Raw genomic sequence first — 25,042 nt, 5'->3', positions numbered from 1 at the left:
CGCGAGGCGCGCCCCGCCGGCCGTCGGCGGCTCCGGCGCGGCGCGCTGGAGCGCCGCGGGTGCACCGGAGCGTCGACATCCGGGGAGGGCCGTGCCTATGCTCCCGCCGCTTCTCGAGCCCCCTTCGAGAGCTGCCGGGGTCGCGCGGAAGCGGTCCCTTGAGGAGAGGTCATGTCGGAGATCCAGAGCGTCATCGCCCGCGAAGTCATCGATTCGCGCGGCAACCCCACCGTCGAAGCCGAGGTCACCACGCTGAGCGGCACCGGCCGCGCGGCCGTGCCGAGCGGCGCGTCGACCGGCGAGCACGAGGCCGTCGAACTCAGGGACGGCGACAAGAAGCGCTACCTCGGCAAGGGCGTGCTCACCGCGGTGAAGAACATCGAGACCGTCCTCGGTCCGGCCATCCTCGGGATGGATGCGCTCGATCAGGCCGAGCTCGACCAGGTGCTCATCAAGGCGGACGGCTCCGCGAACAAGTCGAAGCTCGGGGCCAACGCGATCCTCGCCGTCTCGATGGCCGCCGCCCGCGCCGCCGCGGACACGGTCGACCTCCCGCTCTGGCGCTACCTCGGCGGCGCCGCGGCGCGCGTCCTGCCGACGCCGCTCATGAACATCCTGAACGGCGGCGTGCACGCCGACAACGGCCTCGAGATCCAGGAGTTCATGATCGTCCCCTACGGCGCCGAGTCGTTCGCCGAGGCGCTGCGCACGGGCGCCGAGATCTTCCACACCCTGAAGGGGCTGCTCAAGAAGGACGGCATGGTCACGGCCGTCGGCGACGAGGGCGGCTTCGCCCCGCGCCTCGCGTCGAACCGGTCGGCGCTCGAGTACGTCGTGCGCGCCATCGAGGCCGCCGGCCACCGCCCGGGCGAGGACGTCGGCGTCGCGCTCGACTCGGCGCTCAGCGAGTTCTACGACGCGAAGACCGAGCGGTACACCTTCGACAAGCAGCAGAAGACCCGCGAGGAGATCGTCTCCATCTACGAGGAGCTCTCCAAGGCGTTCCCGATCGTGTCGATCGAGGACGGCGTCGCGGAGAACGACGAGAAGGGCTGGCGGCTGCTCACGGAGCGGCTCGGCAAGAAGGTCCAGCTCGTCGGCGACGACCTGTTCGTGACGAACCCCGCGCGCCTCTCGAAGGGCATCGAGGACGGCCTCGCCAACGCCATCCTCATCAAGCTGAACCAGATCGGCACGGTCACCGAGACGCTCGAGTGCATCCGCCAGGCGGCCGAGGGCGGCTACCGGTCGATCATCTCGCACCGCTCGGGCGAGACCGAGGACACGTTCATCGCCGATCTCGCGGTCGCGACGAACGCGGGCCAGATCAAGACCGGCTCCGCGTCCCGCTCGGATCGCGTCGCGAAGTACAACCAGCTGCTCCGGATCTCGTACGCGCTCGGCGATGGCCAGATCTTCGCCGGCCGCAAGCCGTTCCGCCGCCCCGCGGCGCAGCGCGCCAGCTAGAGCGCAGGGCGGCGCGGCCTGGCGCGAGGCCGCCGCGCCGCCGGGTCGGGGCGCCTCCGCCCAGGAGAGCGCCACGACGAAAGCGGGAAGGCGGGAAGATCGTTGATCTTTCTTCCTGCCTTCCCGCCTTCGTGTCCCCCGCCGATCCGATCACCCTGGCGAAGCGCCAGGGGAGCTCGACCTCGCTGCGGCTACCAGCGGTCGCGCCCGCCGCCGCCGCGGCCACCGCCACGGCCACCGCCGCCGCCACGGCCCCCGCCGCCGCCGCCGCCGCGGAAGCCGCCCCCGCCCCCGCCCCCGCCGCCGGGGCCGCCGGTGCGCTCGCGCGCCTCGTTGACCGTCAGGGTGCGACCGTCGAGGTCCTTGCCGTGCAGCGCGTTGATGGCCGCCTGCGCCTGCGCATCGCTCACCTCGACGAAGCCGAACCCGCGGGACTGCCCGGTCATCCGGTCCGTCATCAACTGAATCGACAGAACCTCGACCCCTGCCGACTCGAACGCGTTGCGCAGGTTGTCTTCCGTCGAATGGAACGCCAGGTTCCCCACATAAAGCCGCTTGCTCATGTCTGCCGCCAATCCCGTTGCACGATCCCCGCTTCCCTCGCGGACGGCCCGGATCGTGCCGCGGGCCGCACACGAAAACGCTCCCCGACGACCGGCCGTCACCCCACGTTCGGAAGAGGCAACCACGTTGCAGCAGGCGGCCGGATCAGAGGTCGAGGACGAACGAGCCTTGAGGCGCCTCGAAGCTACCGGCCGGCGGCGGGGTACGCAAGGTATTCCCCCAGGCTGGCCGCGTCTGCCTGGTCATGCTCCCGCCCGGGGGCGCGCTCGGCGGCGGCGCGCGGGGGCCCGCAGCCGGGCATGGTAGCCTGCCCGTTCGGTGCTCAACCTGGAGATCACACCATGAGATCACGCGCATTTTCCGCGAGGACAGGCTCGCGCACGGGGCATCGAGCGACGCTCCTCCTCGCCCTCGCGACGGCGATCGCGGCGTCCGGGGCGGCGTGCTCCTCGGGCGACGGCGTGTCCGGGGGCGGCGCGCAGGGCGGCGGCGCGTCGGGGAGCGGCGCGCAGGGCGGCGGCGGCTCCTCGAGCAGCGGCGCGGTGGAGGGGCTCGTCGCGCTGCGCATCGAGCCGGGCGCAACCTCGGTCGAGCTCGCGTTCCGCGAGACCGCTTCGGCGCAGCTCAAGGCCGTCGGCCGCTTCCAGGACGGCGCCGAGCGCGACGTCACCGCGCTGGTGACCTGGACCGCCGACGACCTCTTCGCCCACGTGAACGAAGGCCAGCTCACGACCAGCTCCCCCGGACGCGTCCGGGTGACCGCCGCGGACGGCTCCCTCAGGGCGAGCGCCGACGTCACCGTGAAGCTCGCCGGCGAGGTCGCGCTGCCGGGCGCTCCCCCCGGGGCGAGCGCCGCGTTCGGCGGCGCCCCGGCGGCGGCGAACGCCCCCGCGATCGCCTATCCCCTCGACGGCGCGCTCTTCCCCTCCAACATCGGCACGGTCGAGCTCCAGGTCCGCAAGGGCAGCGCCGGGCAGCGCGTCGGCCGGATAGAAATCTTCGGCGATTTCATCAACTTACGCATCGTCGGCGCCTGCGAGGCGATCCCGGACGCGGGCGGGTGCGCGATGGCGCTCCCGGCGGAGATGGCGCCGATGCTCGTGCGCACGAGCGAGGGCGAGGCGATGGAGACGCGCGTCCGCCTCGCCGCCGAGGACGGGAGCGAGCTCGGGGTGAGCGCGGCGATCGACGTCCGGTGGGCGAGCGCGGCGCTCTCGGGCGGCCTGTACTACTGGCGCACCGACGGCACCTCGCTCCAGTCGGCCGCCATCTACCGCTACGATCTCGACGACGCGGCGAGCCCGCCCGAGCTGTTCTGGGAGAACGAGCAGTCGCCGCCGCTGGCGAACGGGCAGGAGATGCCGTGCATGGGGTGCCACGCCCTCGCGCAGGCCGGCGACAAGATGGCGCTCACGTTCGGCGGCAGCGGCCCGTCGTCGTTCGCGCTGGTGGACGTCGCGACCGCGGACATCATCGCGCTGCGCAACACCGACCCGGACGGGTTCGCGACGATGACCACCTTCTCGCCGGACGGCGAGCTCATGGTCAACGCCTTCCGCGGCGCGCTCACGCTCCGCCGCGCCGACGAGACGCTCGAGGCGCTCGGCGACCTGTTCGGCGAGGTCGGCGAGCGGCTGACGCAGCCGTTCTGGTCGCCGGACGGCGAGCACCTCGCGTTCGTCGCGTGGCAGCCGGGGGAGAACGGCGCGGGCCCCGAGCTCTACGGCGACACGGTGAGGGGCGCGCAGATCCTGGTCGCCGCCTCGGACGGGGAGGGCGGGTTCGACGCGCCGCGCGTGCTCGTGCCGCGCGAGCAGGGCCGGACCCATTTCTATCCCGCCATCTCCGATGACGGCGTCTGGGTGGTGTTCAACACGTCGAGCTGCGACGGGCCTCCGGGCAACGGGGCCGCCGGCAACGACCCGTGCGACGCCTACGACGACAACTCCGCGCGCCTCCAGCTGATCCCGGTCGCGGGGGGCGCGCCGGTCGACCTCGCGCGGGCGAACGGCGGCGACACCTGGGCGAACTCGTGGCCTCGCTTCGGGCCGGGCCACGACATCTACCGCGGCAAGAACATCTACTGGGTCGCGTTCTCGTCGCGGCGCCCTTACGGCCTGCGCCTGCCCGGGTCGACCGACGGCACGACGAAGCCGCAGCTCTGGTTCGCGGCCGTGACGCTCGCGCCGGGCGGGGCGATCCAGGGCGACCCGAGCTTCGCGCCGGTGTGGATGCCCCAGCAGAACGACGACATGACGGACCCGACGGGGAACCACATCCCGCAGTGGGCCGAGAAGGCGCTCCCCGTGCCGCGGTGAGGGCGGCCGGGCGGCGCAGGCCTCGGCGCCGCGGCCGGGCGCGTCCCGGAGCGCGGCCCCGCTCAGGCGGCGCGCGCCGCGGCCACGGCCGCGCGGGGCTGCACGACGCCCCAGCCTTGCCGCTCGAGCGGGATGCCGGGCAGCCCGCGCGCGGTCTTCATCAGGATGCGCCGGCACTGCTGCGGGGACAGGCGCGGGTTCGCCTCCAGCATCTGCGCCACGACGCTGCTGACGATCGGCGCGGCGAAGCTCGTCCCGTCCACGTGCTTGTAGTGGCCGGAGATCACCTTCTGGTCGCGCAGCTTGGCGGCCGCGAGCTGGCGCACGAGGTACGGCTCGCGCCCGGCGACGGCGTCGAGGTCCGGATCGACGCACGCGTGCTCGACGAGCAGCCCCGGCAGATCCTCGTCCCGCGCGCCGTCGAGCAGCGACAGGAGCTGCGCCTGCGCCGCGGTCGGCGTCCCGGGCAGGATGGGCGCCGCCAGCCAGATCGCCGGGGCGATGATCTCGGGCTTCTGCAGCCCGTCGAGGGTGAGCCCGTACGACGAGTGGTAGTGCCACGTCTGCTCCCCGGCGCCGCCGTCGTCGAGCCCCCCGACCGCGACGACGCTCGGCGCGCTGGCCGGCGGGAGGACGTTGTGCGCGGCGTCGTGCCCCGCGTTGCCCGCGGCCGCCACGACGACGATGCCGTGGCGGGTCGCGTCGTCGGCCGCGCGCGACAGGCCGCCGGTCAGGTACGACTCCTCGTAATCGCCGCCGCACGAGATGTTGAGCACGCGAATCCGGTGCTGCTCGCGGTGGGCGATCACCCACTCGATGCCCCTGCGGATGTCGTCGTGGACGATGCGGTGCGCGGAGCCGACCTTGACCAGCACGACGTTCGCCTCCCAGGCGAGCCCGCGGAAGCGCCCGCCCGAGAGCGCGCCGTTCCCGGCGGCGACCACCGAGGTCATCATGCCGTGCCACGACGAGACGTCGGGGCGCTCGAGCGCGGAGAGGTCCGCTTCGGGGGCGAAGAGGTCGTGGTAGGCGAGGATGCGGCTGCGCGGCGTGACGAGGTCCGGGTGGGCGTAAAAGCCGGAGTCGAGGAAGGCGATGGTCACATCCCGGCCTGCATAGCCGGGCTCCGCGTGGAGCCGGTCCGCGATGGGCAGGATGCGCCGGTGATCGAGCGACATCGGCGCCATGCTAGCTCAGCGGCTCGCCGCCGAGGCCCTCGCCCGCGCCGTGGAGCGCGGGATTCCGTGCGAGGGAGCGAGCTGAGCTGCGGTGGCGACGAGGGCGATGGCGATGAGAACGATGCGAGTCGTCGCCACGGCGGCGCGAGCCACAAGGCAGCTCGGCCCGTCGGGCCTGGGCGCCTGTCGCGTCACCGGGCGCGATCGCGCATGTACTGTCCCGGAGTCACGCCGAACTCACGCTTGAAGAGCCGGGTCAGGTGGGCCTGGTCCGCGAAGCCCAGCCGGCGCGCGACGTTGAGGATATCGGCGTCCCGCGCCTCGAGCGCCTGCCGGGCGCGCTCGAGGCGCCGCCGCATGACGTACTGGTGCGGGGCGACGCCGAGGGATCGGCGGAACGCGCGGGCGAAGTGCGCCGCGCTCAGCCCCGCGGCGTCGGCCATGCGCTCGACCGTGAGCCCCTCGCCGAGCTCCGCGTCCACAAGCTCGAGCACGCGCTGGAGATCTCCCCGCGACAGCTTCCCGCCGCGCGCCGCGAGGGCGGGCGCCGCCTTCACGGCGAACGTCGCGGCCATCTGCACGGCCAGCGCCGTGGCGAGGGCGTCGACGAACACGGCCCCGCTCGGGCCCCCGCGCTCGGCCTCGGCCGAGAGGGCGCGGACGAGGTGCTCCAGCTGGGGGGAATCGACCGAGTAGGCCCGCCTGAGCTCGCGCTCCTCGGGCCCCCCGAGCACGCGGAGCACCTTCTCGGGCTCGAGCGTGACGATGGCGAAGCTCGCGGGCGCCGCCACGCGGTGCGTGAACGACTCCCCGGCTGGGCAGAACCAGAGCTGCCCTGGCGCGAGGGTGATCTCGCGGGGGCGCCCGTCGACGACCGCCTCGAAGGTCAGCGCGTGAGGGTCGGTGTTCAGCGCGAGGTAATGCGCGCGCACGGTGAGATCGTGCACGTCCCACGACGGGTTTTCCCCCACCTCGACGTGCACCTCCGGCCAGCCCAGGTGCGCGCTGGAGACGTGGATGCGCGCCGACGCGAGCGCGTCGACGGGCTCGGACGAGCTCGAGGCGACGAACGGGACCGCGCTGCGACCTCTCACCCGCCCGACTTTATCTGCCCTGGCGGCGCGAGGCGAACGGCGCAGGTCCCCTCCGCGCAGGTTTCTTCAACGGCGCGCGCGGGCTTCGTTCAAGCGCGGGGCGCCGCGCGGGCGCACCCTCACGGCGCGATCAGGAGCCCCTATGACGACCACCGGAGCCCGCGCCGCCATCGCCGCTCTCGCCCTGGCGCTCACCGCCTGTGGCAGCCCGACCAGCGCCGTCCAGCCCGGCGCGAAGGAGAACCCCATGCAGAACGCGACGAGAGACCGATCCGCCATCCTGGAGACCATCCACAACGTCGCCCGAGGCGCCGATCTGCGCCAGTGGGACACGGTGCGTTCGGCGTTCGCCGGGCGCGTCGTGCTCGACTACGGCATTCCCGAGCTGCTCACGCCCGAGGAGATCGTCTCCCGGTGGCAGCCGCTCCTGTCGGCGTTCGACAGCACCCAGCACGCGATCCGCGACGAGCAGGTGAGCTTCGTCGACCCCGATCTCGCGCGCGTGCGCTCGCGCTTCCAGGCGGCTCACCACCTCGCCGGCGCGGCGGGCGGCGAGCTCTGGAGCCTCGCCGGCCGCTACGAGCACGAGCTCGCGCGCACGGCCTCGGGGTGGAAGGTGACGCGCATGCGCATGATCCCCGGCGAGTCGACGGGGAACGCCGCGCTCCTCGAGCGCGCGCGCGAGCGGGCGGGCCTCCCCGCCCCGCGGGCGCCCGAATACCGCGTCGAGCACGTGCGCTTTCCGAGCGAGGGCGCGGAGCTCGTGGGCGTCCTGCACCTGCCGGCGAGCGCCCGGGAGGGAGAGCGCGTGCCCGCGGTGGCGGTGCTCGGGTCGTGGACGACGGTGAAGGAGCAGATGCCTTCGCTGTACGCGCAGCGCCTCGCGGCCGCCGGATTCGCGGCGCTCACGTTCGACTTTCGCGGCTTCGGCGAGAGCGAGGGGGCGCCTCGTCATGAGGAGTCGCCGGCGCGGAAGATCGAGGACCTCCGCGCCGCGGTGGCGTTCCTGTCGGCGCACCCCGCCGTCGACGGTAACCGCCTCGGGCTCGTGGGCGTCTGCGCCAGCAGCGGATACGTCGCGGCGGAGGCGGCGGACGACCCGCGCGTGAAGAGCGTGGTGATGGTCGCCCCGTGGCTCCACGACGCGGCGCTCGCCGCCTCGGTGTACGGCGGGCCGGAGGGCGTCGCCGAGCGGGTGCGCAAGGGGAGGGAGGCGCGCGCGCGCTTCGCGGCGATGGGCGAGGTCAGCTATGTGCCGGCCGTGAGCATGACCGACTCGAGCGCGGCGATGGTCGGGCAATTCGACTATTACCTGGACGTGCGCCGCGGCGGGATCCCGCAGTGGGGGAATCGATTCGCGGTGATGTCGTGGCCCGGGTGGCTGGAGTTCGACGCGCTCGCGAGCGCGCCGCGCCTGCGCGCGCCGACGCTCATCGTCCATTCCGAGCAGGGCGCCATTCCGGACGGGGCGAAGCGCTTCGCGGCCGCGATGCCGGCGGCGCCGCGCGTGGTGTGGACGGCTGGAACGCAGTTCCATTTCTACGACGACCCGGCGACGGTGGAGCGCGCGAGCCAGGAGGCCGCCGCGCACCTGCGCGCGACCCTGGCTGCGCGTTGAGCCGGCGGCAGGCGCGCCGGGGAAGCGCGACCTGCGCCGATCAACCCTTTTTGCATCCCGCCCGTCCGGCGGTGCGGCGTGTCGGTGTCGCCGCCGGCCGCAACGCCGGCTGGCGCCATGGAGGAAGCCATGCGACGCGCGCTCAAGTTTGCGGTGTTGTCTCTCTTCATCATCTCGACCCCCAGCTGCGCCTCGCCGCAGCGCAGGCCCACGGAGGAAGTCATGTCCAGCTCGAGCTCATCGGAGGTGCGGGAGACGAACCGCGCCGTCGTCCATGCCTTCTTCGCCCGGCTGGAGGCGTTCGACATCCGCGGATTCTCCGAGCTCTTCGCCGAGCAGGGCACGCAGATCATGCCCTTCTCTCCGGAGGGCTTCCCGAAGAGGCTCGAGGGGCGGGCCGCGATCTTCAATCAATACCGGGGCATGCCCGACAACTTCGCCAGCATGCGGTTCCCCGACCGCGTCGTCCACGACATGGTCGACCCGTCTCGGTTCTTCGTGACCTACCGTGGCGAGATCCGGCTCAAGTCCGGCGGCTCTTACAACAACACCTACGCCGCGCTCTTCGTGATCCAGAGCGGGCAGATCGCGGAGTATTACGAGTACTTCGATCCCATCGTCCTGCAGCGTGCGTTCGGAGACGCGCTCGGGGCGAGCTACAACGTGGGGCGGTGAACCATGGCCGGGGCCGACGCTCGGCGCCTTGCTAGCCCCACCCCCGCGCCGACGCCCGTATCCCATCCCGCAGGCTCCGCAGCAGCACCACCCCCGACAGGTCCGCCCCCGCCTCCGCGAACGCCTGCGCGAGCGCCGGTTGCACCCCGGTGACGATCGGCCTCGCCCCCAGCAGCCGGATCGACCGCACCAGCTGCGCGATATGCTCCGCGACCGCCGCGTCCGCCGTCGCCGCCCCCGTCAGGTCCAGGATCACGCTGCGGCTCCTCCGCTCCACGACCGCCCGGAGGAGCCGCGCCCCCATCTCCTCGCTCCGCCCCCCGTCGAGCGCGCCGATCACCGGAAGCGCCAGCGTCCCCGTGGCGACCTCCAGAATGGGCGCCGACAGCGCCAGGATCTCCTCCTTCTGCTGCTCGACGAGGTCGAGCGCCCCCGCCAGCTCCGCCACCAGCTTCGCCCGCGCCTCCGCCGTCTCCTCGGCTTCCCGCAGCTCGGTCTCGTCCGTGTGCTGCACCAGCATGGCGGCCTCGCCGGTCGCCGGATCCGGCACCGGGCGCGCCTCCACCACGTGCCACCGATCGCCCTGCAGCGTCCGCACCCGCGTCTCGCGCGAGATCACCTGTCCCTGCGCGACCGCCTCCACGAGCGCCGGCGCGAGCGACTCGTCGACGAAGCGCTCCGCGAACGGCGCGCTCTCGCCGAAGGCGCGCAGCGCCGCCGGGTTGTGCAGCAGCACGCCCCCCTGCGCGTCGAGCAACGTCACCATCACCGAGGAATGGCGCAGCGCCTCGACGCTCCGGGCGCGCTCCGCCTCCGGCGCCCCGTCGTCGGACAGCGCCTGGATCAAGATGCCCTGGCGCCCATCATCCAGGTCAATGCCAGAAAAAAACGCCCGGAGCGGCACAGGCTTCCCGCCCGGGTACACGGTCCACGTCTCTTGTGCCGTCTGGCCCTCTCGAAACCGGGCGGTATACCCCGCGAGACGCGTCTGCGCCGCCGGCGACATGTCCGAGAGATCGCGCGCCAGGAGCTCCTCCACGCTCGCGGTGTTCCAGAGCCGCACCGCCGCGGCGTTGGCCCAGCGAAAGCGCAGGTGCTCCGGATCCAGGACCAGCGTGACGAGGCTGGAGGAAGCGAGCGGGGCAAGGCGTTCATCAAGCGTCATTCGGCACCCCCAGCTCGATAGAGCCGCTGGCCGTAAAGGCATAAGCTCGCTTACGTTCGAATGCAACCCGGCGATCGGGCGAGCGGGACGGGCGCCGCTGCGCCGCGCGGCGCTCGGCTGACGTCCGCGCATCCGCGCGTCCGCGCGTGCGCCCCGCAGCGGCCGCCGTCTGGACGGGCGGGCGTCGCTCCGGCAGGCTCGGGCGCATGAGGTCATTCATCGCGACGATGGTCTACGAGCTTCACCCGGATACGCCCGCGGACGCGAGGAAGCTCCTCCGGGCGCACCTCGTCGGCAGGCGCTGGCAGGACAGGCACGAGGGCGCGGCGATGCCGTCGACCGCGGTCTGGATCCGCCGCTCGGCGGAGGATCACGAGACGACCGACGACCTGCACGCCGCGTGCGCGCGCGATCTCGCGGAGGCGGCCGCCGCCGTCGCGCGGGCGGGGCGCCCCATCCAGGTGACGCGCGCGTGGATTCAGGTGAGCGGCGCAGGGACGTACGGGCTCGCCCCAGCGGCGCGGCCGGCGGGCTGAGCGCGCCGCGCGGAAACCCGCGCCCCACCGCGACATTTCGGTTACGCTCGGGGGACTCGAAGGGAGGCGACGATGGCTCGAAGGCTGGGTATTGGCACGGTGCTGCTCTCGCTGATCACGCTCGCGTCCGGCTGCGGGGGGCTCTCGACGCAGGCGTCGCAAGAGCGCTGTGATCAGCTGCGCGACGCGGTGCCGTCCTGCGCCACCGACGAGAGCTACCAGGCGTGCGTGAGCTGCTACGAGGAGTGCGGCGACGACTGCGAGCCGTCGGGGGCCTGCCCCCAGACATTCACCTGCGCCGAGTGAGAGGGAGCATCATGAGCAAGAGCAGAGCAGCTTCGTGGGTCGTCGCGGTGCTCTTCGCGGGCGCGCTCGGGGGCGCCGCGCTCGGCTGCGGCGGCGGCTACGACGCGGACGAGGCGAGGGCGACGTGCGACGCCCTGGTCGGCCCGGTGGCCACGGCCGACCAGAGGTCGTACGGCGATTGCATGGACTGTCACATGGAGTGCGGCTCGGACTGCGCCGTGCTCGAGAGCTTCCCCCTGCAGTTCGTCTGCGACGACTAGGCGGCACCTGGCGAGCCGCCGGGCGGCCGCGCCGGCCGATCGCGCTCGCTCGCCGGCGTCACTTGACCTCGACGCCGCAGTTGATGAACTCGATCGAGGTCTCGATCCGGAAGTGCGAGTCGGTCACGTGGCGCTCGGCGAAGAAGAAGTCGAGCTGATATGTCTGCCCGACCTCGAGGCCGAGATCGTCCAGGTTGACGACCTCGGTCTGCTCGACGTGGACGCCGCCGAGGTCGACCACCTTCTTCCCGTTGATGTACGTGAAGACGTCGTCGTCGCCGGCGAACGTGAACCGCTCGCCCCCCTTGTACTCGAAGCCCATGTGCATCTCGAAGGTGAAGTGGTAGTTGTGCTGCCGCCCCTCGTTGCCGAACAGCGCGTTGTCGATCGGGAAGAACTCCTGGTCGCTGTACGTCCACACGCCGTCGTTGTCGGGGTCCTCGAACTGCAGCGTGATGTTCATCGGCATGTTCACGCCCTCCAGGTCGCGGAACCACTGGTCGAAGGCCTCCTTGCCGGTCGTGCTCCTCGTGCCGTCCGCCGCGCCGGCGTAGACGGGCTTCAGGTCCGGTCCGAGGGTGTCGGTGACGATCTCATGGTCGTCGCAGCCGACGCACTTGCCGGAGTCCTGCGGCTCCATGTCGGGGTGCTCCTCCTTGAAATCGCGCACCCGGCCGGTGAACCTGCCGTCGCACGACTCGCCGGTTTGCTGGTTCCCGCCGGGCATCTCGCCGCCGCCGCCGACGCCGCCGCTCGGATTGACCGAGCCGAAGCTCTCATCGTATCCCCCGGTCCCCGTGGGCCCAGGCCCGCCGGGGCCGTTCGCGGACGTCCGGCCGCCGCTGGTCTCGCCCTCATTCGGCGCCGCGCTGCACGCGCTCAGCAAGCCCACAAGCGCAATCGCCGCCAAGCCACCCACAGTATTTTTCATCGCCAACCTCGCGTTAAGATGCCGTCCCGAAGCCCTGACGGTAAAATAGCATGAGGCCGCCTCGCATGTACGCTGACGTTGTGCGTCATCCGATAGAATCGCACAACGTAGATGCGCCTGGGGATTCGCTGAAGCTGGTATTTTCTATCATCGCTGCTCGCCGCACGATCGTGGCCAGAGGCCCCGCGATCCGAGGGGCGGGATTGTTTGATCCCATACGATAATTTCATCGCCGTTGCGAGGACCGGTGTCGACCCGGGCGGCGCCTCCCGGAGAGCCGCCACGGGGCGAGCGCTCGCTCGGAGCGGGCTGCCGGGGCGGGCCGTCCGGCGCGGGCGTGCGGCGCGCGCCGCCGAGCTCGCGGGCCGGCCTCGACCGCATGCGCGGCTGTGTCCGGCGTCGCGGGCGCGCTTCGCCCGCAGGGAGCGCCGCGAGCCTGGATCCAGGATTGCTTGCGGAGAACGAGACGCGGAATGCGGAAGGAGGAAGCGATGATGATCGATCAACGACGTGACGCCGCGGAGCGGACGGCCGCGCAGACCGGGGCAGAAGGTCACGCCGCGCACGGCGCGCCGCCGGAGGACATCGGGCACGGCCCCGGGCTCGATCCGCCGGCCGAGCCCCCCGACGACGACGCGGAGCCGGGCGATGGCGATGAGGCCTATGCGGACCGACCCGCCGGCATTTCGCCCTCCGCGCCCAAGGACGGGCGCGAGCCCGTCGGGCAATCCGACTACACCGATGTTGCGGCGATCCAGCGGCCGCCCGCCGACTCCTGAGCTGGCGGCCACAGCCACGCTCGCCTGATCCAGCGGTAACGCTCGTCCGGCCGCGCGTCTTCCCGACAGCAGCGCGGTTTCTCCGTGCGTCAGTTTCTACGCGGCTCGCGGCGTCGCTGCGCGCGCCGCGCTGCGACGAGGGGCTCGACATCCGGGTACGCTCGGAGTACTCGGGGACCGCTCGTCACGGAAAAGACGCAGGTGCGCAGTGGACCACGAGACGCGGAGCGATATCGAGCCCGCCTCCAGCGCCGCGGACGCGCGGGAGGCCCGCCACGCCGCCGAGGCGACCCCGCTGCCCGCGCAGTGGTCGGAGCCGGAGCCGCCGTCGCGCCGGTCGCCCGCCGCGCCCGCCGCCGATGAGGCGAGCTGCCCCGTCTGCCTCGAGCGCATCGTCGCCGGGGTCGTCCTCTGCCCCGAGTGCGGGGAGCCGACCGACGGGTCGAAGCGGTCGGTGCGCGCGCCCTCGGTCCCCGACGCCCCCCCGGACGCGAGCTGGCTCTCCCTCCACTGGCGCCCGCTCGTCACGATCGGCGCCATCCTCGGGCTCATCAGCACCGGCGGCGCCCTGCGCTACCTGGCGCCCCACCGGTTCGCGCCGTCCCGGGCCGCGTCGGCGGTCCCTCCGCCGGCCCCCGTGTGCGGGGCGCCGTGCTGGAGCGGCGAGTCGTGCCAGCTCGGCCGCTGCGTCTGGCAGCGCCCCAACAACGTCGGCCACCTCGTCGACGCGCCCTCGGTCGCCGGGCCCTTCTCGCTGCCCAAGGACGCGTTCGACGCGCTCCCGCTCGACCGGGATCGCTTCGCGGTCGCGCTGTCCTCCGGCCTGGAGGTGCGCAGCTCCCGGACCGGCGAGGCGCTGAGCCTCGTCACCGAGGCGCCCAACGTGCGGCGCCTCCACCGCGTGGGCGAGGTCGTCTACGCGACCTCGCCGTCGCGCATCTACGTGATCGACGCCGCCACGACGCGGCTGCTCAAGACGATCGAGCTCGGGGAGGCCGTGGGCGACATCCAGGTCGGCGCCTCGGGTCGGCGCGCGCTCGCCTCGCTGCCCGAGGCGCACGCCGTCGCGATCCTCGCGACCGAGTACCACGCCGAGATCGAGCGCATCCAGTTCGGCGACGACCCGGTGCGCCCGGTGGCGGTCGACGACAGCGGCACGCGGGCGATCACGACGACGGGCCAGCTCCCGCTGCCCGGCCAGCGCGAGCCGTCGGGGGGCGTCGCCTATCCGTTCGACCCGAGCCGGCTCGGCTCGGAGCAGGATCGCGTGCGCACCTCGATGGTGGGCAACCCGGCCAGCGCGCTGATGAGCCCGGACGGCTCGGTGGGGTTCGTCGCCCTTCGGGCCGAGAACACGCTGGTGCCGCTCACCTGGCTCCCGTCGGGCGCGGTGCGGCAGGAGGCGCGCATCACGACGTGCCGCGAGCCGGAGCAGATCGAGCTCGTCCGGAGCGACCGGCGCGCCATCGTGCGGTGCAACGAGGGGCGCGCGATCCAGGTCTTCGACCTCTCGAAGCGCGAGCTCCTCCGCGCCGTCACGTTCCCCGGCCGCGCCCTCGACATGGCGGTCGCGCCGGACGGGGCGCAGGCGGTGGTGGCGCTGAGCGGCGACGAGGCGGGCTCGGTGGCGCTGGTCGATCTGAAGACGTACGCGGCGAAGGTCCACCCGCTCGGCGGCGAGCCGACGCGGATCCGGCTCGCCCCGGACGGCGGCTCGGCGCTCGCGCTCGGCGACCGCGCCAAGGTCGCGTGGGTGCTGCAATGAGCGAGCGTCGCGTCCCGTGCCCGAGCTGCGGCGCCCGGATCGTCGAGGGGGCGCGCAAGTGCCGCGCCTGCAAGGCGTGGCTCGGCGAGCGTCACCGCGGGTCCGCCGCCTCGCTCTCCGGCCGCGAGCCGCGCCTCGCGCGGGCCGCGGTGTCGGTGGCGAGCGGCGTCGCGGCCGTGATCATCGCCACGATCACGAGCCTGAAGTCGCCCGTGGGCGAGGCGCCGCCGCTGACCGCGCTCGAGCCGGAGGGCGACGCCTCGGTGAGCGCGCCCGACGACGCGCCGAACCCCGCGGCGTTCGGCCCGGATCCGGTGCCCCCGCCGCCGCACCCCGAGCCGAAGGGCCGCTGGCGCGCCCGCGATTTCCGGATCGGGGACGTGCACCCGCTCGACGTCGTCTTCAACCCGAGCGGCGCGTCGGTCTACGTCAGCGGCGACGACGCCTCGCTGCGCGAGTACACGCTGGAGAGCGGCGAGATCATCCACAAGGCGTCGGTGCCGGCGCAGGGCGATCACATCCGGCTCCTGTTCGATCGCTACGTCGCGGTGCTGCGGCACGAGGACGCCGCGCGGATCCCGGTGATGGACACGACGGCGTGGGACCGCGATCCGGTGCTGCTCGACGTCGGCCGGACGCCGGGCGACATCGTGGCGCTCCCGGATGGCCGGACGGTGGTCGCGGCGACGACGGACACGAAGCGGGTGACGAAGTTCGAGCTGCCGACGGGGGTGCGGCTCGCGAACATCACGCTCCCGCACGCGACGGGGCAGCTGTTCTTGGTGCAGGCCGAGGGGCGCCCCTACATCGCGGCGCTCGGCGCGCTGACGCACGCCGGCCGCCCGGCGGGCGCCTGGATCGACCTGTTCGACCCGAGCGAGTCGCCGTTCGGCGCCACGCGGCGGAGCATCGCAGTCGGGCGCGAGCCGCGCGAGGGCGACATCACGCTGGACGGGGGCGCCGTGTTCTTCCCGGATCGGCTGTCCAACACGGCGATCCTGCTGAGCGTCGCCGGGGTGACCGAGACGCGGAAGGCGCCCGTCGGCGTCGGTCCGACGGCGGGCTTCCTGCTCCACGAGGATCGGTACGGCATCACGCTCAACGCCGACGCGCGGACGGCGAGCGTCATCGACCTCTCGACGATGGCGGTGAAGAGCACGCTGCAGCTCAGCGGGGTCCCGCGGACGGGGGTGACGTCGCCGGATCGGAAGACGCTCTTCGTGGCGCTCGGCGGGACGCAGTGGCCGCCGACGGGCAGCGGGGTCGCGGTCATCGCGGGGGATCCGCCGAGGGTCGTCGCGTCGCTGCCCACCGGCAAGGGCGCGTGCGCGGTGGCGGTCTCGAAGGACGGCGCGCGGGCGGTGGTCGCGTCGTACTGGGACCGGTCGATCACGGTGCTCGAGCAGTAGGTCGGCCCGGGCGCATCACGAGAGACGGAGGACGGTGTCTCCGTCCCAGCCGAGAACCGCTCCAGATTCCCGCTCCCGATCCGGAGTGCCGGCGAGCTGATGTGGATGTTCGGCTCGGGCTCGGCTCGCCGCTGCCCCTCCCGGGCTCGCGTCGGGGGACCAGTCCCGCCGTGGCACGGACATCACAAGATCACGCCACGAGGGAGGTGCATCATGGACTACGAGCGCTTCGTCGAGGAGGTGCGGCGCCGCGCCGGCTTCGAGGGCCGTGACGAGGCCGAGCGCGCGATCGCGGTGACCGCGCGGACGCTGGGCGAGCGGCTGCTGGAGCAGGAGGCGGTCGCGGTCGCGGGCGGGCTGCCGGGGCCGGTCGCCGCCGCGGTGCGCGGCGCGGCGTACCAGGGCGATTTCGATCGCGATGAGCTCTACGACCGGGTTGCCCGTCGCGAGGGCGCGCCGCGCCGCTTCGGCATGGAGCACGCCCAGGCCGTGTGCCAGGTGATCGGGGAGGCGCTGCCCGAGGCCGAGCGCCTGAGGCTCCAGCGGCACCTGCCGGACTGGGCGGACCTCTTCACGCCGCGCGCGGCCGGAGCGCCCCCGCCGCGGCCGGTGCACGCACCGGCGCCGCCCGAGGTCGGTCATGGCTCGACGCTCGCCACGGGAAGGCCCGGAAGCCGTCACCCCCTGAGCGAGGCGCACCCCGCGACGGCGCACGCGGGGTCGGTCGCCCGATCGGACGAGCCGCACGCGGAGACCAAGCTGTCGAGCAGCCGGGGGCTGACGCAGGAGCGCCTCGGGGACACGCTGGCGGAGGGGCGGCCCGGCCCCGAGCGTCCGGTCAGCGAGACGCAGCGCTGATGACGCCGCCTGGGTGGGAAACAGGCTTGTTGCTGTTGTGTTCCTCAATCCATCCAGATGTTCTCGAGTCCTCGGGTGAAAATCGAGCCCGGCTCGTCCGCGTCTGCCCGTTCGATTTCATCATCCATGAGTATCTCGGCGTCGATTCGCTCTTGAATGACGAGGCTCGTGACGTCTGTGTGCATGTTCACCGCGGCGCGCGACGACTGAGGGCGAATTTAAAACGATTCGCTCCCACTGCCGGTAAACGCTTGTGGTTCAACGAGTCGTTGCAGGCACGACCCGTTATTCGTGGCGCTTTCGCGGGTTGATGAATTCGTCTTCTTACGTCGTTTGTGGTGGCCCATGTGGTGCGCCGCCGCAGCCGGCGGTGGACTTCCCTGCGCTGGTCGTCATCGGCCCGGGGCGCCCTGAGACGGTGCTCGACGCCTACCGCTGCGAGCCGGTGCAACCAGGCGTCTACCACGCCGTGCCGGGCCTTTCGATGCGCGTGGTGGTGCTCGCGGAGCTGCCCCGGACGCGAGCGACGCTGCTCCTGCGGCTGCTCGGCTCGGGCCGCCTCCTGCGCGAGGCGCTGGCCGATCTCGCGGCGCTGCCGGACGATGCCTGGGAGAAGAGCATCGTCAAGCCGCTGCTGGTACACTTCCGGCTCGGAGGACAGGAGCCGGCGACCGACAAGGAGGACGAGGTGAGCGCAGAGATCCGGGCGTGGTTCGAGGATTATGAGAGGAAGCTTCGCGCCGAGGAGCGGAAGGAAGGCCGCGACGAGGGCCGTGCCGAGGAAGCGGCGCGCGCCGTGCTGACGGCGCTCCGGGTTCGCGGCATCGCCGTGCCGGACGTGGCGCGGGAGCGCATCCTGGCCGAGAAGAATCCGGAGATCCTGGAACGGTGGCTGGAGCGGGCCATCGTCGCCGCGTCGCTCGCCGAGGTGCTCGACGACCTGAGCTGAGCGAAGTTGGCCAGGCAAGGGTCTCTTCGGAGATAGCTGCTGCATGCGCACAGGGAACGTCCTGGCCCTGCCCGGAGTCTGGCTGCGGCGATGAGCTGCCCGTCCCCGCGTTCGTGCGCAATCGTATTGGCAGCGCTCGCCGCCTGTCGTGGCGGCTCGGGTGCGCCGGGCGCCGGGCCGGCGCCGGATGCGGGCGCTGCCGCACCGTCGCCCTCCGTCGCGCCTACCGCGAGCGCGGCGTCCGCAGTGATCGCCGCGCCGCTGGACGCAGGGGCACCGGACGCCGCAGCCCCCGACGCCGCAGCCCCCGACGCCGCAGCCCCCGACGCCGCAGCACCGGACGCCGCAGCACCGGACGCCGCAGCACCGGACGCCGCAGCCGCAGCGCCCGGCGCGGGCTGCAAGCTCCGGCGCGGGCCCCTCTCGCTCTCGCTCCGCGGGCCGGCCCTGCTCTGGACCCCGGACGACGCGGCCCGCGCGGATTTCCGCGTGATCTTCAACCGCGACGGCGTGGCGCAGCACGTCGCGCCGGCGCTCGGCCCGCTCGCCATGCCGGCGTCCAGCGGGCTCGCCGCCCCGGGCTCGCCGCCCCGGGAGGCCGCGCCCGACGCCGGCGCCGCTGACGCCGGCGCCGCCGGCGGAGAGCCGGCGCGCGCCTCCTGGCCGGCGTGCGCGGTGGCCTCGCGGTTCGTGTTCTGCATGGATCACGGCGGCACCATCCGGAGGACCCCGCTGTGGGGAGGCGAGGGGCCACCCATCGGCGCCGGGCGCCGCGGCACCGGGATCTCCGCCATCCCGCTGCCCGGAGGGCACACGCTCCTCGCCTTCCTCTCGGACCGGAAGACGAGCGAGGGCGCCGTGACCCAGGCCTTCGCGGTGCTCGACGACAAGCCCGCCGTGCCGCTCTCCGAGGAGGGCAGCGGCGCCACCTTCGTGGCGCTGTCGCCGTGGAAGGGCGGCGCGCTCGCGATGTACATCGACGCGCGCTCGGCGCTGACGCCGGTGCACGCCCGCACGGTCGGGGTCACGCCGGAGGGCAAGCTCGAGCTCGGGCCCGACGCGGTGCTCTTCGTCGGCGACGCAGGCGAGTCGCGCATGGGCGGCGCGCTCGCGATCGGCGCCGACGGGCCGGCCTTCGCGCTCCTCCCGGCGTCCAAGGACATGTCGGCGTTCGGCATGGCGGCGATCCGCATCGACCAGGCGCCGCGCGACGACATGCCGGCCGTCTGGTCGCTCTACCCCAACGGGCTGAGCCCCGCGCCGATCGCGGCCACACAGGGCGTCTCGCCGATCCGCGTGGCCCGGGTCCGGCCGACCGCGCGCGAGCCCGGATCGCCGCACGCGCTCGAGCTCGGCCAGCTCGACGCCGAAGGGCGGTTTCAGCCGCGCTGCCTCGCGGTGGAGGGCAAATCGTTCAAGCACGTCGCCGTCGAGGCGGATCGCGACGGCTCGCTGTGGATCGCGTACACGACGGGCGCCGGCACCTTCATCGAGCAGCGCGCCGTGGGGCCGTGAAACCCGCAGCCGCATTTGCAGCGCCGACGCGCTGTTGCGCGATTGGCCCTCCTGGCGTAATCCAGTCGCGTTGATTCGCGGATCCACCCCTATCATAAACCTTAAGGAGCCTGGATGAAGCTGGATTACGTGCCCACGGGCATTTTATGGCCGCTCTTGTCGCTGATCGCGCTCGGCGTTGCGGGCTGCGGCGACGACGGGAATGGCGACGCTGGCGGTACGGAGAGCACCTCGACCGCGAGCGCCACCGGCGGGGAGGGCGGCGCGGGCGCGGCCGGCTCAGGGGGCGCGAGCGGCGCGACGACGGGCGCCGGCGCTGGCCCGGGCAGCTCCACGACGACCGACGCCACCTCGACGAGCAGCGGCGATCCCAGCAACACGACCGCCGCCACCACCACCGCCACCACGGGCGCGGGCGGCGCGTCGGTGAGCTGCGACTATCCCGCGGAGCACGCGAACGGCTCCATCACCTTCTACACGCTCGACATGGGCTCGACCGAGGTGAACTGCAGCTACCAGATCACGGGGCGGAACCCGGACGTCGTCGCGCACGTGCCGTTCGGCGGAGGCCAGTACTTCGCCGCCATGAACACCGAGGATTACAACAGCGCGGGGATGTGCGGCGCGTGCGTGGAGGTCTCCCGCGACGACGGCCGCAAGGTGCAGGCCATGGTCGTGGACCAGTGTCCGATCGCCACGAACCCGAAGTGCGTGAGGGGCCACATCGATCTCAGCAAGAACGCCTTTCTCAAGATCGGCGAAGAGCGCGAGGGGTACCTCGGGACCACCAACGGCGGCGCGGCGGGGAAGATCTCCTGGCGGTACATCCCCTGCCCGACGACGACGCCCGTCACCTTCCGCCTCAAGGACGCGACCAACAGGTACTGGAACGAGATCCTCGTCGAGGGGCACGCGCACCCGATCGAGAAGGTCGAGGTGGAGATCAACGGCACGTGGCAGACGGCCACGCGGCAGTCGTACAATTATTTCGTCGTCGGCGACGGGGACATGGGGAATGCGCCGTACCATGTCCGCGCCACCGACATCAACGGCTCCACCGTGGAAGCGATGCTCGAGCTCAAGGGCGGGGAACAGCCCGCGAGCGCTCAGTTCCCCGCCTGCAACTGACGACTGACCGATCGCGCCTCCGGGCCGCCGCTTGAGGGCGGCCGCCCGGAGGCCCAGCGGTGGACGCGCCCCGCGTGCGGCGCGGCGTGGCTCGCGTCGCGCAGCGCGTTCGCCTGTTCGTGCTTGAGCGTCGCTCCTGGTAAGATGGCCGGCGCCCGCGGCCAGGACGCGTCGCCGCGCTTTTCAGGAGAACGCCGTGCAAGAGCCTCGCCCCGCCCCGTCGCTGCTCACCGTCGACGACTTCGAGCGCGCAGCGCGCGCCCGCCTGTCCAAGATGGCCTATGACTACTACCGATCCGGCGCCGACGAGGGCAGGACGCTCCGGGAGAACCGCAACGCGTTCCGGCGTCTCCAGATTCACTATCGCGTCCTCGTCGACGTGGCCGCGCGGGACATGAGCGTGACCCTGCTCGGCACCACGGTCCCGTTCCCCATCCTCGTCGCGCCGACCGCCTATCAGCGCCTCGCGCACCCCGACGGCGAGATCGCCTCTTCGCGGGCGGCCTCCGAGCTCGGCACCATCTTCACGCTCTCCACCCTCTCGACGACGAGCCTCGAGGCGGTCGCCGAGGCCTCGCCGGGGCCGAAGTGGTTCCAGCTCTACGTCCACAAGGACCGAGGCCTCACGCGCGCGCTCGTCGAGCGGGCCGAGTCCGCGGGCTACCGGGCGCTGATGCTCACCGTCGACACGCCGCTCCTCGGCCGCCGGATCGCGGACGTGCGCAACGGCTTCGCGCTCCCCGAGGGGCTCGTGATGGCGAACCTCCTCGACGTCGCCGCGGCGGCCCCCGCCGCGGAGCGGGGCTCCCTGCTCGCGGCCTACGTCGCCTCGCGACACGACGCCTCGCTCACGTGGCGCGATGTCGAGTGGCTCGGCTCGATCACGAAACTCCCCATCCTGCTCAAGGGCATTGTCCGGCCCGACGACGCGGTCCGCGCCCTCGGGGCCGGCGCGGCCGGCGTCGTCGTCTCCAACCACGGCGCGCGGCAGCTCGACGGCGCCCCCGCGACGATCGAGGTGCTCCCGGCCGTCGCCGACGCGGTCGCCGGGCGGTGCCTGGTGCTGATGGACGGCGGTGTCCGGTGGGGTACGGACGTGCTCAAGGCGATCGCGCTCGGCGCCCGCGCGGTGCTGGTCGGGCGGCCAGTCCTGTGGGGACTCGCCGCGCTCGGCGGCGAGGGGGTCGCGCGCGTGCTCGGGGGCTTGCGCGATGAGCTGTCGATGGCCATGGCGCTCGCCGGCTGTCCCACCCTGGCTTCCATCGATCGCGACCTGATTCGCCGGGCTCAGGCCCGATGAGGGATGCCGAGTCGCACGAGCGCGGAGTTTTCCAAGATCAGCGCTGCCGAGCGCGCTAGTCAGACCAGCGCGCGCTCGTCAGACTAGCGCGCGCTCGTCAGATTGCTGCGCTCCCCGGCATCAAGGCGTCTCCGACGAAAGAAAAGGTGGCGGCCACTCGACCTCACCCGTACACTCGGCGGCCGTGAGCGGTGCAGTACCTGCGAGGGAGCGGTGGCGGGGGCTCTTCCGGCGAGGCGCTGGCGCCTCGGGTGGGGGGCCGGACTCCGAGGGAGCGGACACGACCATGGGGATTCGCCTCCGGCGCTTCGCCGGGCCGGCGGCTTACCTCGAGCAGGTGTCGTCGCTTCGCATTGCCCACCTGACCGACCAGCACGTCGGCCGGGTGACGTCGGTGCGGGTGCAGCGCGCGGCCGTGGCGCTGACGAACCTGCAGCGGCCCGATCTCGTCGTGCTCACGGGCGACTTCGTGTGTCACAGCCAGCTCTACCTCGATCAGCTGGAAGAGGTGGTGCGCGGCTTCGAGGCGCCGGTCATCGCCGTGCTGGGGAATCACGATCACTGGTCGGGCGCGGACGCGGTGAAGCGCGCGCTCGAGCGGGGCGGCGCCGCGGTGCTCTGCAACGCGAGCACGGTGATCACGCTGGGCCACGAGCGGCTCCAGGTGGTGGGGCTCGACGACGCCTATACCGGCCACGCGTCGCGCGAGAAGGCGGTGAAGGGGATGCGGCGCGATCTGCCGACCCTGGGGCTCTCGCACATCGCCGAGGAGGCGGACGGCCTCTGGCGCCACGGCATCCCGCTCGTGCTCTCGGGCCACACGCACGCGGGCCAGGTGACGGTCGCGCGCCTGAACGAGCTCTCGATCGGCAAGATCGCGGGGCACCGGTACATCCACGGGCTCTACGGGACGCGCAAGCGGGGCGAGCCCGGCCAGGGGGCGGTCTACGTGGGGGCGGGGATCGGCGCGGCGGTGATGCCGCTGCGGCTCGGCGAGCGCGGCCAGCGCGAGGTCGCGATCTTCGAGCTGGGCAGCGAGCCGGGGTCGTTCGACGAGCACCACGCCGAGCAGCTGCCGCTCCGCGGGCGCAAGCCGTCGCCGGAGCTCGTGGCGAGCCGGGCGGCGCGGGTGGCGAGGAACCGGGAACGGCGCGCGCGGGCGCACCGGCACGGCGAGGGGAGCGCGGGGGGACAGCCCTAGGTCGCACCAGGCTGGCCCGGCCCCCCTCTCCGGCGGCTACGGTTGGGGCGGGGGAGAGGTTTGCGGCGGCTCGCGCGGCGTCAGCTCGGGTAGAGCGCGCGGCCCAGCGCGGCCTCGAACGCGGCGCGATCGTGGTAGATGTCGATGCCGCCGGCGGCGAGCTTCGCGAGCCAGACGCCCAGGGTCACGATCTTGGTGCCGACGAGCACGTGCTGGAGCACCGAGCCGCTCTCGCGCGCGGCGCGCAGGTACTCGACCATGCGGACACGGACGATCGAATCGTAGCCGGTCATCCGCGTGCAATCGATGAACTCGTCGATGTGCCCGTGGAGCGCCATGGCGTGCAACGTGGGCTTGACGAGGCCGGGGACGAGCGATGCGTCGATGTGCCCCGCGAGGCGGTAGTAGATGAGATGGCGCCCCGGATACGAGATCTCGATGCTGCCTCGCTCGGACTCGTGGCGGACATCGACGGGAAGCGGCGATACGAGCATGTCGTTCTCCTGCGCTTCGCGCCCCCAGAGAGCCAGGAAATGGACGTCGAGCGCTGTACCCAATCAATCTACGCCGCGCGCGCGGCGCGCGCGAGCGCCAAGGGACACACGCCCCCGCCGGACGAGGCGACGACGCGCCGATCGGACAGGCAGATAGAAATGGGGCTGAAAAAATTCAGATTGCCTGGAGCGCGGCCCCGGGCGGCGCGGGCGCGTGCCGCTTGGCCGCGCCGTCGCGGGGCGGCGTCAGGGGGCCCGCGGCGCCGCCGGGGCGGGCAGGGGCGAGGCGCCGGGGGCGATCACTCGACAGGCGGGCTGTCGCACGCGCCCCGCGCGTCGACGGAGATCCCGCTCGCGGCGGCGACGCACGCGTTGGAGTACGTCTGGCCGTCGCAGCCGCACACGGGCGCGAGCTCCTTCGTGCAGACCTCGGGCTTCTCCGCGCAGGTGCCGGCCGCGTCGGCGCGCCCGCAGATCGCGTCGGGCGCGTACTTGCAGTAGAGGCCGTCCCCGCAGACGCGCAGCCCGCCGAGGGTGAAGCCGCCGCAGCTCTCGCCGAGACCCACCACCGTGGGGCCGCACTCCCCGAGGCTCCTCACCGAGACGCCGGCCGTCGCCGCGACACAGTCGTTGCCGTACGTCAGGCCGTCGCAGCCGCAGACCGGATCGTAATCCTGCCTGCACACCTCGGGCACGAACTCGCACGTGCCGCTGCGGTCGTAAGCGCCGCAGTTCGCCTCGGGGGCGAAGTCGCAATACAGTCCCTCCGCGCAGCGGATGCCCGCGATGCCGGCGCACATCTCGCCCGGCTGCGCGACGGGCGAGCAGACGTCGGCGCCGCAGGAGAGCCGGAGCTCCACCTCGACGGGCGCCCGCGGCGCGAGGACCTGCACGACGTACGACCCGGTGCCCCGGCTCTCCCACGTCGCGAGGGCCTGCCCCCGGCCGTCCCTGAGCCGCCGGATGTGCTTCAGCCTCCCTTCGCTCGTGACCTCGTGGAGCCTGAAGTCGACCGCGGCGCTCCGGCCCCCGGCGATCGGCTGCAGCTCGAGCGTGAGCGTCCTGCCCGGATGGCTCGTGAAGTGCGCGTAGACCGACCGCTCCCGGTCGACCGTGAAACGGTTCTCGTGATCGAAATACACGGGGACGACCGCCACGTCGCTCAGCCTGAGCGCGCCCTCCGCTGTCCCGGTCTCCTCTAGATCCGCGCCCTCGGCACCGTCGGATGATGCCATGCAGCCAGCGAGCGTTACAGCGAGAACAGCTCCCAGAACATCTACCATCTTCATGATCGTGCACACTCCTCGTGAAGAGACACGCCCAGCGCTCCGGGCGTCTCCTCGGAAATGCGAATCGCGCGCGAGCGGCAGCGCCAGCGCAGCCGCCGGGCGAGCCGCCTCGTCCGCCCTCTCAGGCAAGCGGTCGCCCGGACCCCATCGAGGACCCGTCAATCGCCCCTGAAAAAGCGCGCCGAGCCGCCTCGCGCGACGGCCCCCATGCGCGACGCGCCTCGCCGCGATGTCGCCCTATCC

General features: G+C 72.8%; 23 protein-coding genes. 16 read left to right on the top strand and 7 right to left on the bottom strand.

Annotated features, from left to right (window positions below):
• The first annotated feature begins 171 nt into the window (after nucleotides 1-171).
• Nucleotides 172-1,467, top strand: coding sequence for a phosphopyruvate hydratase (gene eno / locus WME98_RS15455; protein ID WP_437333981.1), 1,296 nt, complete (start codon nucleotides 172-174; stop codon nucleotides 1,465-1,467).
• Nucleotides 1,468-1,658: 191 nt separating this feature from the next.
• On the opposite strand, the gene WME98_RS15450 is transcribed toward eno, so the two are convergent.
• Complete coding sequence (locus WME98_RS15450) at nucleotides 1,659-2,030, bottom strand: RNA recognition motif domain-containing protein (RefSeq protein ID WP_437951973.1); 372 nt, start codon at nucleotides 2,028-2,030, stop codon at nucleotides 1,659-1,661.
• Between the two features lie 342 nt (nucleotides 2,031-2,372).
• Here WME98_RS15450 and WME98_RS15445 point away from each other — a divergent pair, with 342 nt between their 5' ends.
• Complete coding sequence (locus WME98_RS15445; protein WP_437951972.1) at nucleotides 2,373-4,349, top strand: TolB family protein; 1,977 nt, start codon at nucleotides 2,373-2,375, stop codon at nucleotides 4,347-4,349.
• Between the two features lie 62 nt (nucleotides 4,350-4,411).
• Here WME98_RS15445 and WME98_RS15440 read toward each other — a convergent pair whose 3' ends face one another.
• Together WME98_RS15440 and WME98_RS15435 are read right to left on the bottom strand one after the other, a co-directional pair.
• On the bottom strand, nucleotides 4,412-5,527 hold the full coding sequence (locus WME98_RS15440) for a S8 family serine peptidase (protein WP_437951971.1): 1,116 nt from the start codon (nucleotides 5,525-5,527) through the stop codon (nucleotides 4,412-4,414).
• A 191-nt stretch (nucleotides 5,528-5,718) separates the two neighbouring features.
• Nucleotides 5,719-6,621: a helix-turn-helix transcriptional regulator gene (locus WME98_RS15435; RefSeq protein WP_437951970.1), complete on the bottom strand. Its 903-nt coding sequence runs from the start codon at nucleotides 6,619-6,621 to the stop codon at nucleotides 5,719-5,721.
• Between the two features lie 142 nt (nucleotides 6,622-6,763).
• Between WME98_RS15435 and WME98_RS15430 the strand changes: the two genes are divergently transcribed.
• Together WME98_RS15430 and WME98_RS15425 are read left to right on the top strand one after the other, a co-directional pair.
• Nucleotides 6,764-8,239, top strand: coding sequence for an alpha/beta fold hydrolase (locus WME98_RS15430; protein ID WP_437951969.1), 1,476 nt, complete (start codon nucleotides 6,764-6,766; stop codon nucleotides 8,237-8,239).
• Between the two features lie 222 nt (nucleotides 8,240-8,461).
• Nucleotides 8,462-8,914, top strand: a complete 453-nt coding sequence (locus tag WME98_RS15425; protein WP_437951968.1) for a nuclear transport factor 2 family protein — start codon at nucleotides 8,462-8,464, stop codon at nucleotides 8,912-8,914.
• Between the two features lie 31 nt (nucleotides 8,915-8,945).
• On the opposite strand, the gene WME98_RS15420 is transcribed toward WME98_RS15425, so the two are convergent.
• Nucleotides 8,946-10,079: a PAS domain-containing protein gene (locus tag WME98_RS15420; RefSeq protein ID WP_437951967.1), complete on the bottom strand. Its 1,134-nt coding sequence runs from the start codon at nucleotides 10,077-10,079 to the stop codon at nucleotides 8,946-8,948.
• Between the two features lie 206 nt (nucleotides 10,080-10,285).
• Between WME98_RS15420 and WME98_RS15415 the strand changes: the two genes are divergently transcribed.
• From WME98_RS15415 to WME98_RS15405, 3 genes are all read left to right on the top strand, one after another.
• Entirely contained in the window at nucleotides 10,286-10,615 is a 330-nt protein-coding gene (locus WME98_RS15415; RefSeq protein ID WP_437333973.1) for a hypothetical protein, read from the top strand.
• Between the two features lie 72 nt (nucleotides 10,616-10,687).
• Complete coding sequence (locus WME98_RS15410) at nucleotides 10,688-10,921, top strand: hypothetical protein (protein WP_061624140.1); 234 nt, start codon at nucleotides 10,688-10,690, stop codon at nucleotides 10,919-10,921.
• A gap of 11 nt (nucleotides 10,922-10,932) precedes the next feature.
• Complete coding sequence (locus WME98_RS15405; RefSeq protein WP_437951966.1) at nucleotides 10,933-11,181, top strand: hypothetical protein; 249 nt, start codon at nucleotides 10,933-10,935, stop codon at nucleotides 11,179-11,181.
• 58 nt (nucleotides 11,182-11,239) lie between these two features.
• Here the strand turns inward: WME98_RS15405 and WME98_RS15400 are convergent, their stop codons facing one another.
• A complete protein-coding gene (locus WME98_RS15400; protein ID WP_437951965.1) occupies nucleotides 11,240-12,073 on the bottom strand; it encodes a fibro-slime domain-containing protein in 834 nt (277 codons plus the stop codon).
• Between the two features lie 530 nt (nucleotides 12,074-12,603).
• Here WME98_RS15400 and WME98_RS15395 point away from each other — a divergent pair.
• From WME98_RS15395 to WME98_RS15355, 9 genes are all read left to right on the top strand, one after another.
• Complete coding sequence (locus WME98_RS15395; RefSeq protein WP_437951964.1) at nucleotides 12,604-12,891, top strand: hypothetical protein; 288 nt, start codon at nucleotides 12,604-12,606, stop codon at nucleotides 12,889-12,891.
• Between the two features lie 208 nt (nucleotides 12,892-13,099).
• Nucleotides 13,100-14,656, top strand: coding sequence for a YncE family protein (locus tag WME98_RS15390; protein ID WP_437951963.1), 1,557 nt, complete (start codon nucleotides 13,100-13,102; stop codon nucleotides 14,654-14,656).
• A complete protein-coding gene (locus WME98_RS15385) occupies nucleotides 14,653-16,065 on the top strand; it encodes a hypothetical protein (protein WP_437951962.1) in 1,413 nt (470 codons plus the stop codon). The genes WME98_RS15390 and WME98_RS15385 overlap by 4 nt, the downstream gene beginning before the upstream one ends.
• A gap of 213 nt (nucleotides 16,066-16,278) precedes the next feature.
• Nucleotides 16,279-16,923: a DUF2267 domain-containing protein gene (locus WME98_RS15380; protein WP_437951961.1), complete on the top strand. Its 645-nt coding sequence runs from the start codon at nucleotides 16,279-16,281 to the stop codon at nucleotides 16,921-16,923.
• A 310-nt stretch (nucleotides 16,924-17,233) separates the two neighbouring features.
• Nucleotides 17,234-17,872 carry a hypothetical protein gene (locus WME98_RS15375; RefSeq protein ID WP_437951960.1) on the top strand — a complete coding sequence of 213 codons (639 nt, stop codon included), beginning with the start codon at nucleotides 17,234-17,236 and terminating at the stop codon, nucleotides 17,870-17,872.
• Between the two features lie 246 nt (nucleotides 17,873-18,118).
• Nucleotides 18,119-19,387 carry a hypothetical protein gene (locus WME98_RS15370; protein WP_437951959.1) on the top strand — a complete coding sequence of 423 codons (1,269 nt, stop codon included), beginning with the start codon at nucleotides 18,119-18,121 and terminating at the stop codon, nucleotides 19,385-19,387.
• Nucleotides 19,388-19,501: 114 nt separating this feature from the next.
• Nucleotides 19,502-20,515 carry an expansin EXLX1 family cellulose-binding protein gene (locus WME98_RS15365; RefSeq protein WP_437951958.1) on the top strand — a complete coding sequence of 338 codons (1,014 nt, stop codon included), beginning with the start codon at nucleotides 19,502-19,504 and terminating at the stop codon, nucleotides 20,513-20,515.
• 196 nt (nucleotides 20,516-20,711) lie between these two features.
• On the top strand, nucleotides 20,712-21,815 hold the full coding sequence (locus tag WME98_RS15360; RefSeq protein ID WP_437951957.1) for an alpha-hydroxy acid oxidase: 1,104 nt from the start codon (nucleotides 20,712-20,714) through the stop codon (nucleotides 21,813-21,815).
• Nucleotides 21,816-22,101: 286 nt separating this feature from the next.
• Nucleotides 22,102-23,016 (top strand): metallophosphoesterase, encoded by a 915-nt coding sequence (locus WME98_RS15355; RefSeq protein ID WP_061627196.1) that lies wholly within the window; start codon nucleotides 22,102-22,104, stop codon nucleotides 23,014-23,016.
• Nucleotides 23,017-23,096: 80 nt separating this feature from the next.
• Here the strand turns inward: WME98_RS15355 and WME98_RS15350 are convergent, their stop codons facing one another.
• Both WME98_RS15350 and WME98_RS15345 read right to left on the bottom strand, forming a co-directional pair.
• Complete coding sequence (locus tag WME98_RS15350) at nucleotides 23,097-23,510, bottom strand: hypothetical protein (RefSeq protein ID WP_437333962.1); 414 nt, start codon at nucleotides 23,508-23,510, stop codon at nucleotides 23,097-23,099.
• Nucleotides 23,511-23,809: 299 nt separating this feature from the next.
• Nucleotides 23,810-24,745, bottom strand: a complete 936-nt coding sequence (locus WME98_RS15345) for a Kazal-type serine protease inhibitor family protein (protein WP_437951956.1) — start codon at nucleotides 24,743-24,745, stop codon at nucleotides 23,810-23,812.
• Nucleotides 24,746-25,042: the final 297 nt, after the last annotated feature.

It is taken from the genome of Sorangium sp. So ce296, from assembly GCF_051529605.1.
Lineage (GTDB): Bacteria > Myxococcota_A > Polyangia > Polyangiales > Polyangiaceae > Sorangium > Sorangium cellulosum_D.
This window is presented reverse-complemented; position numbering and strand designations above follow the sequence as displayed.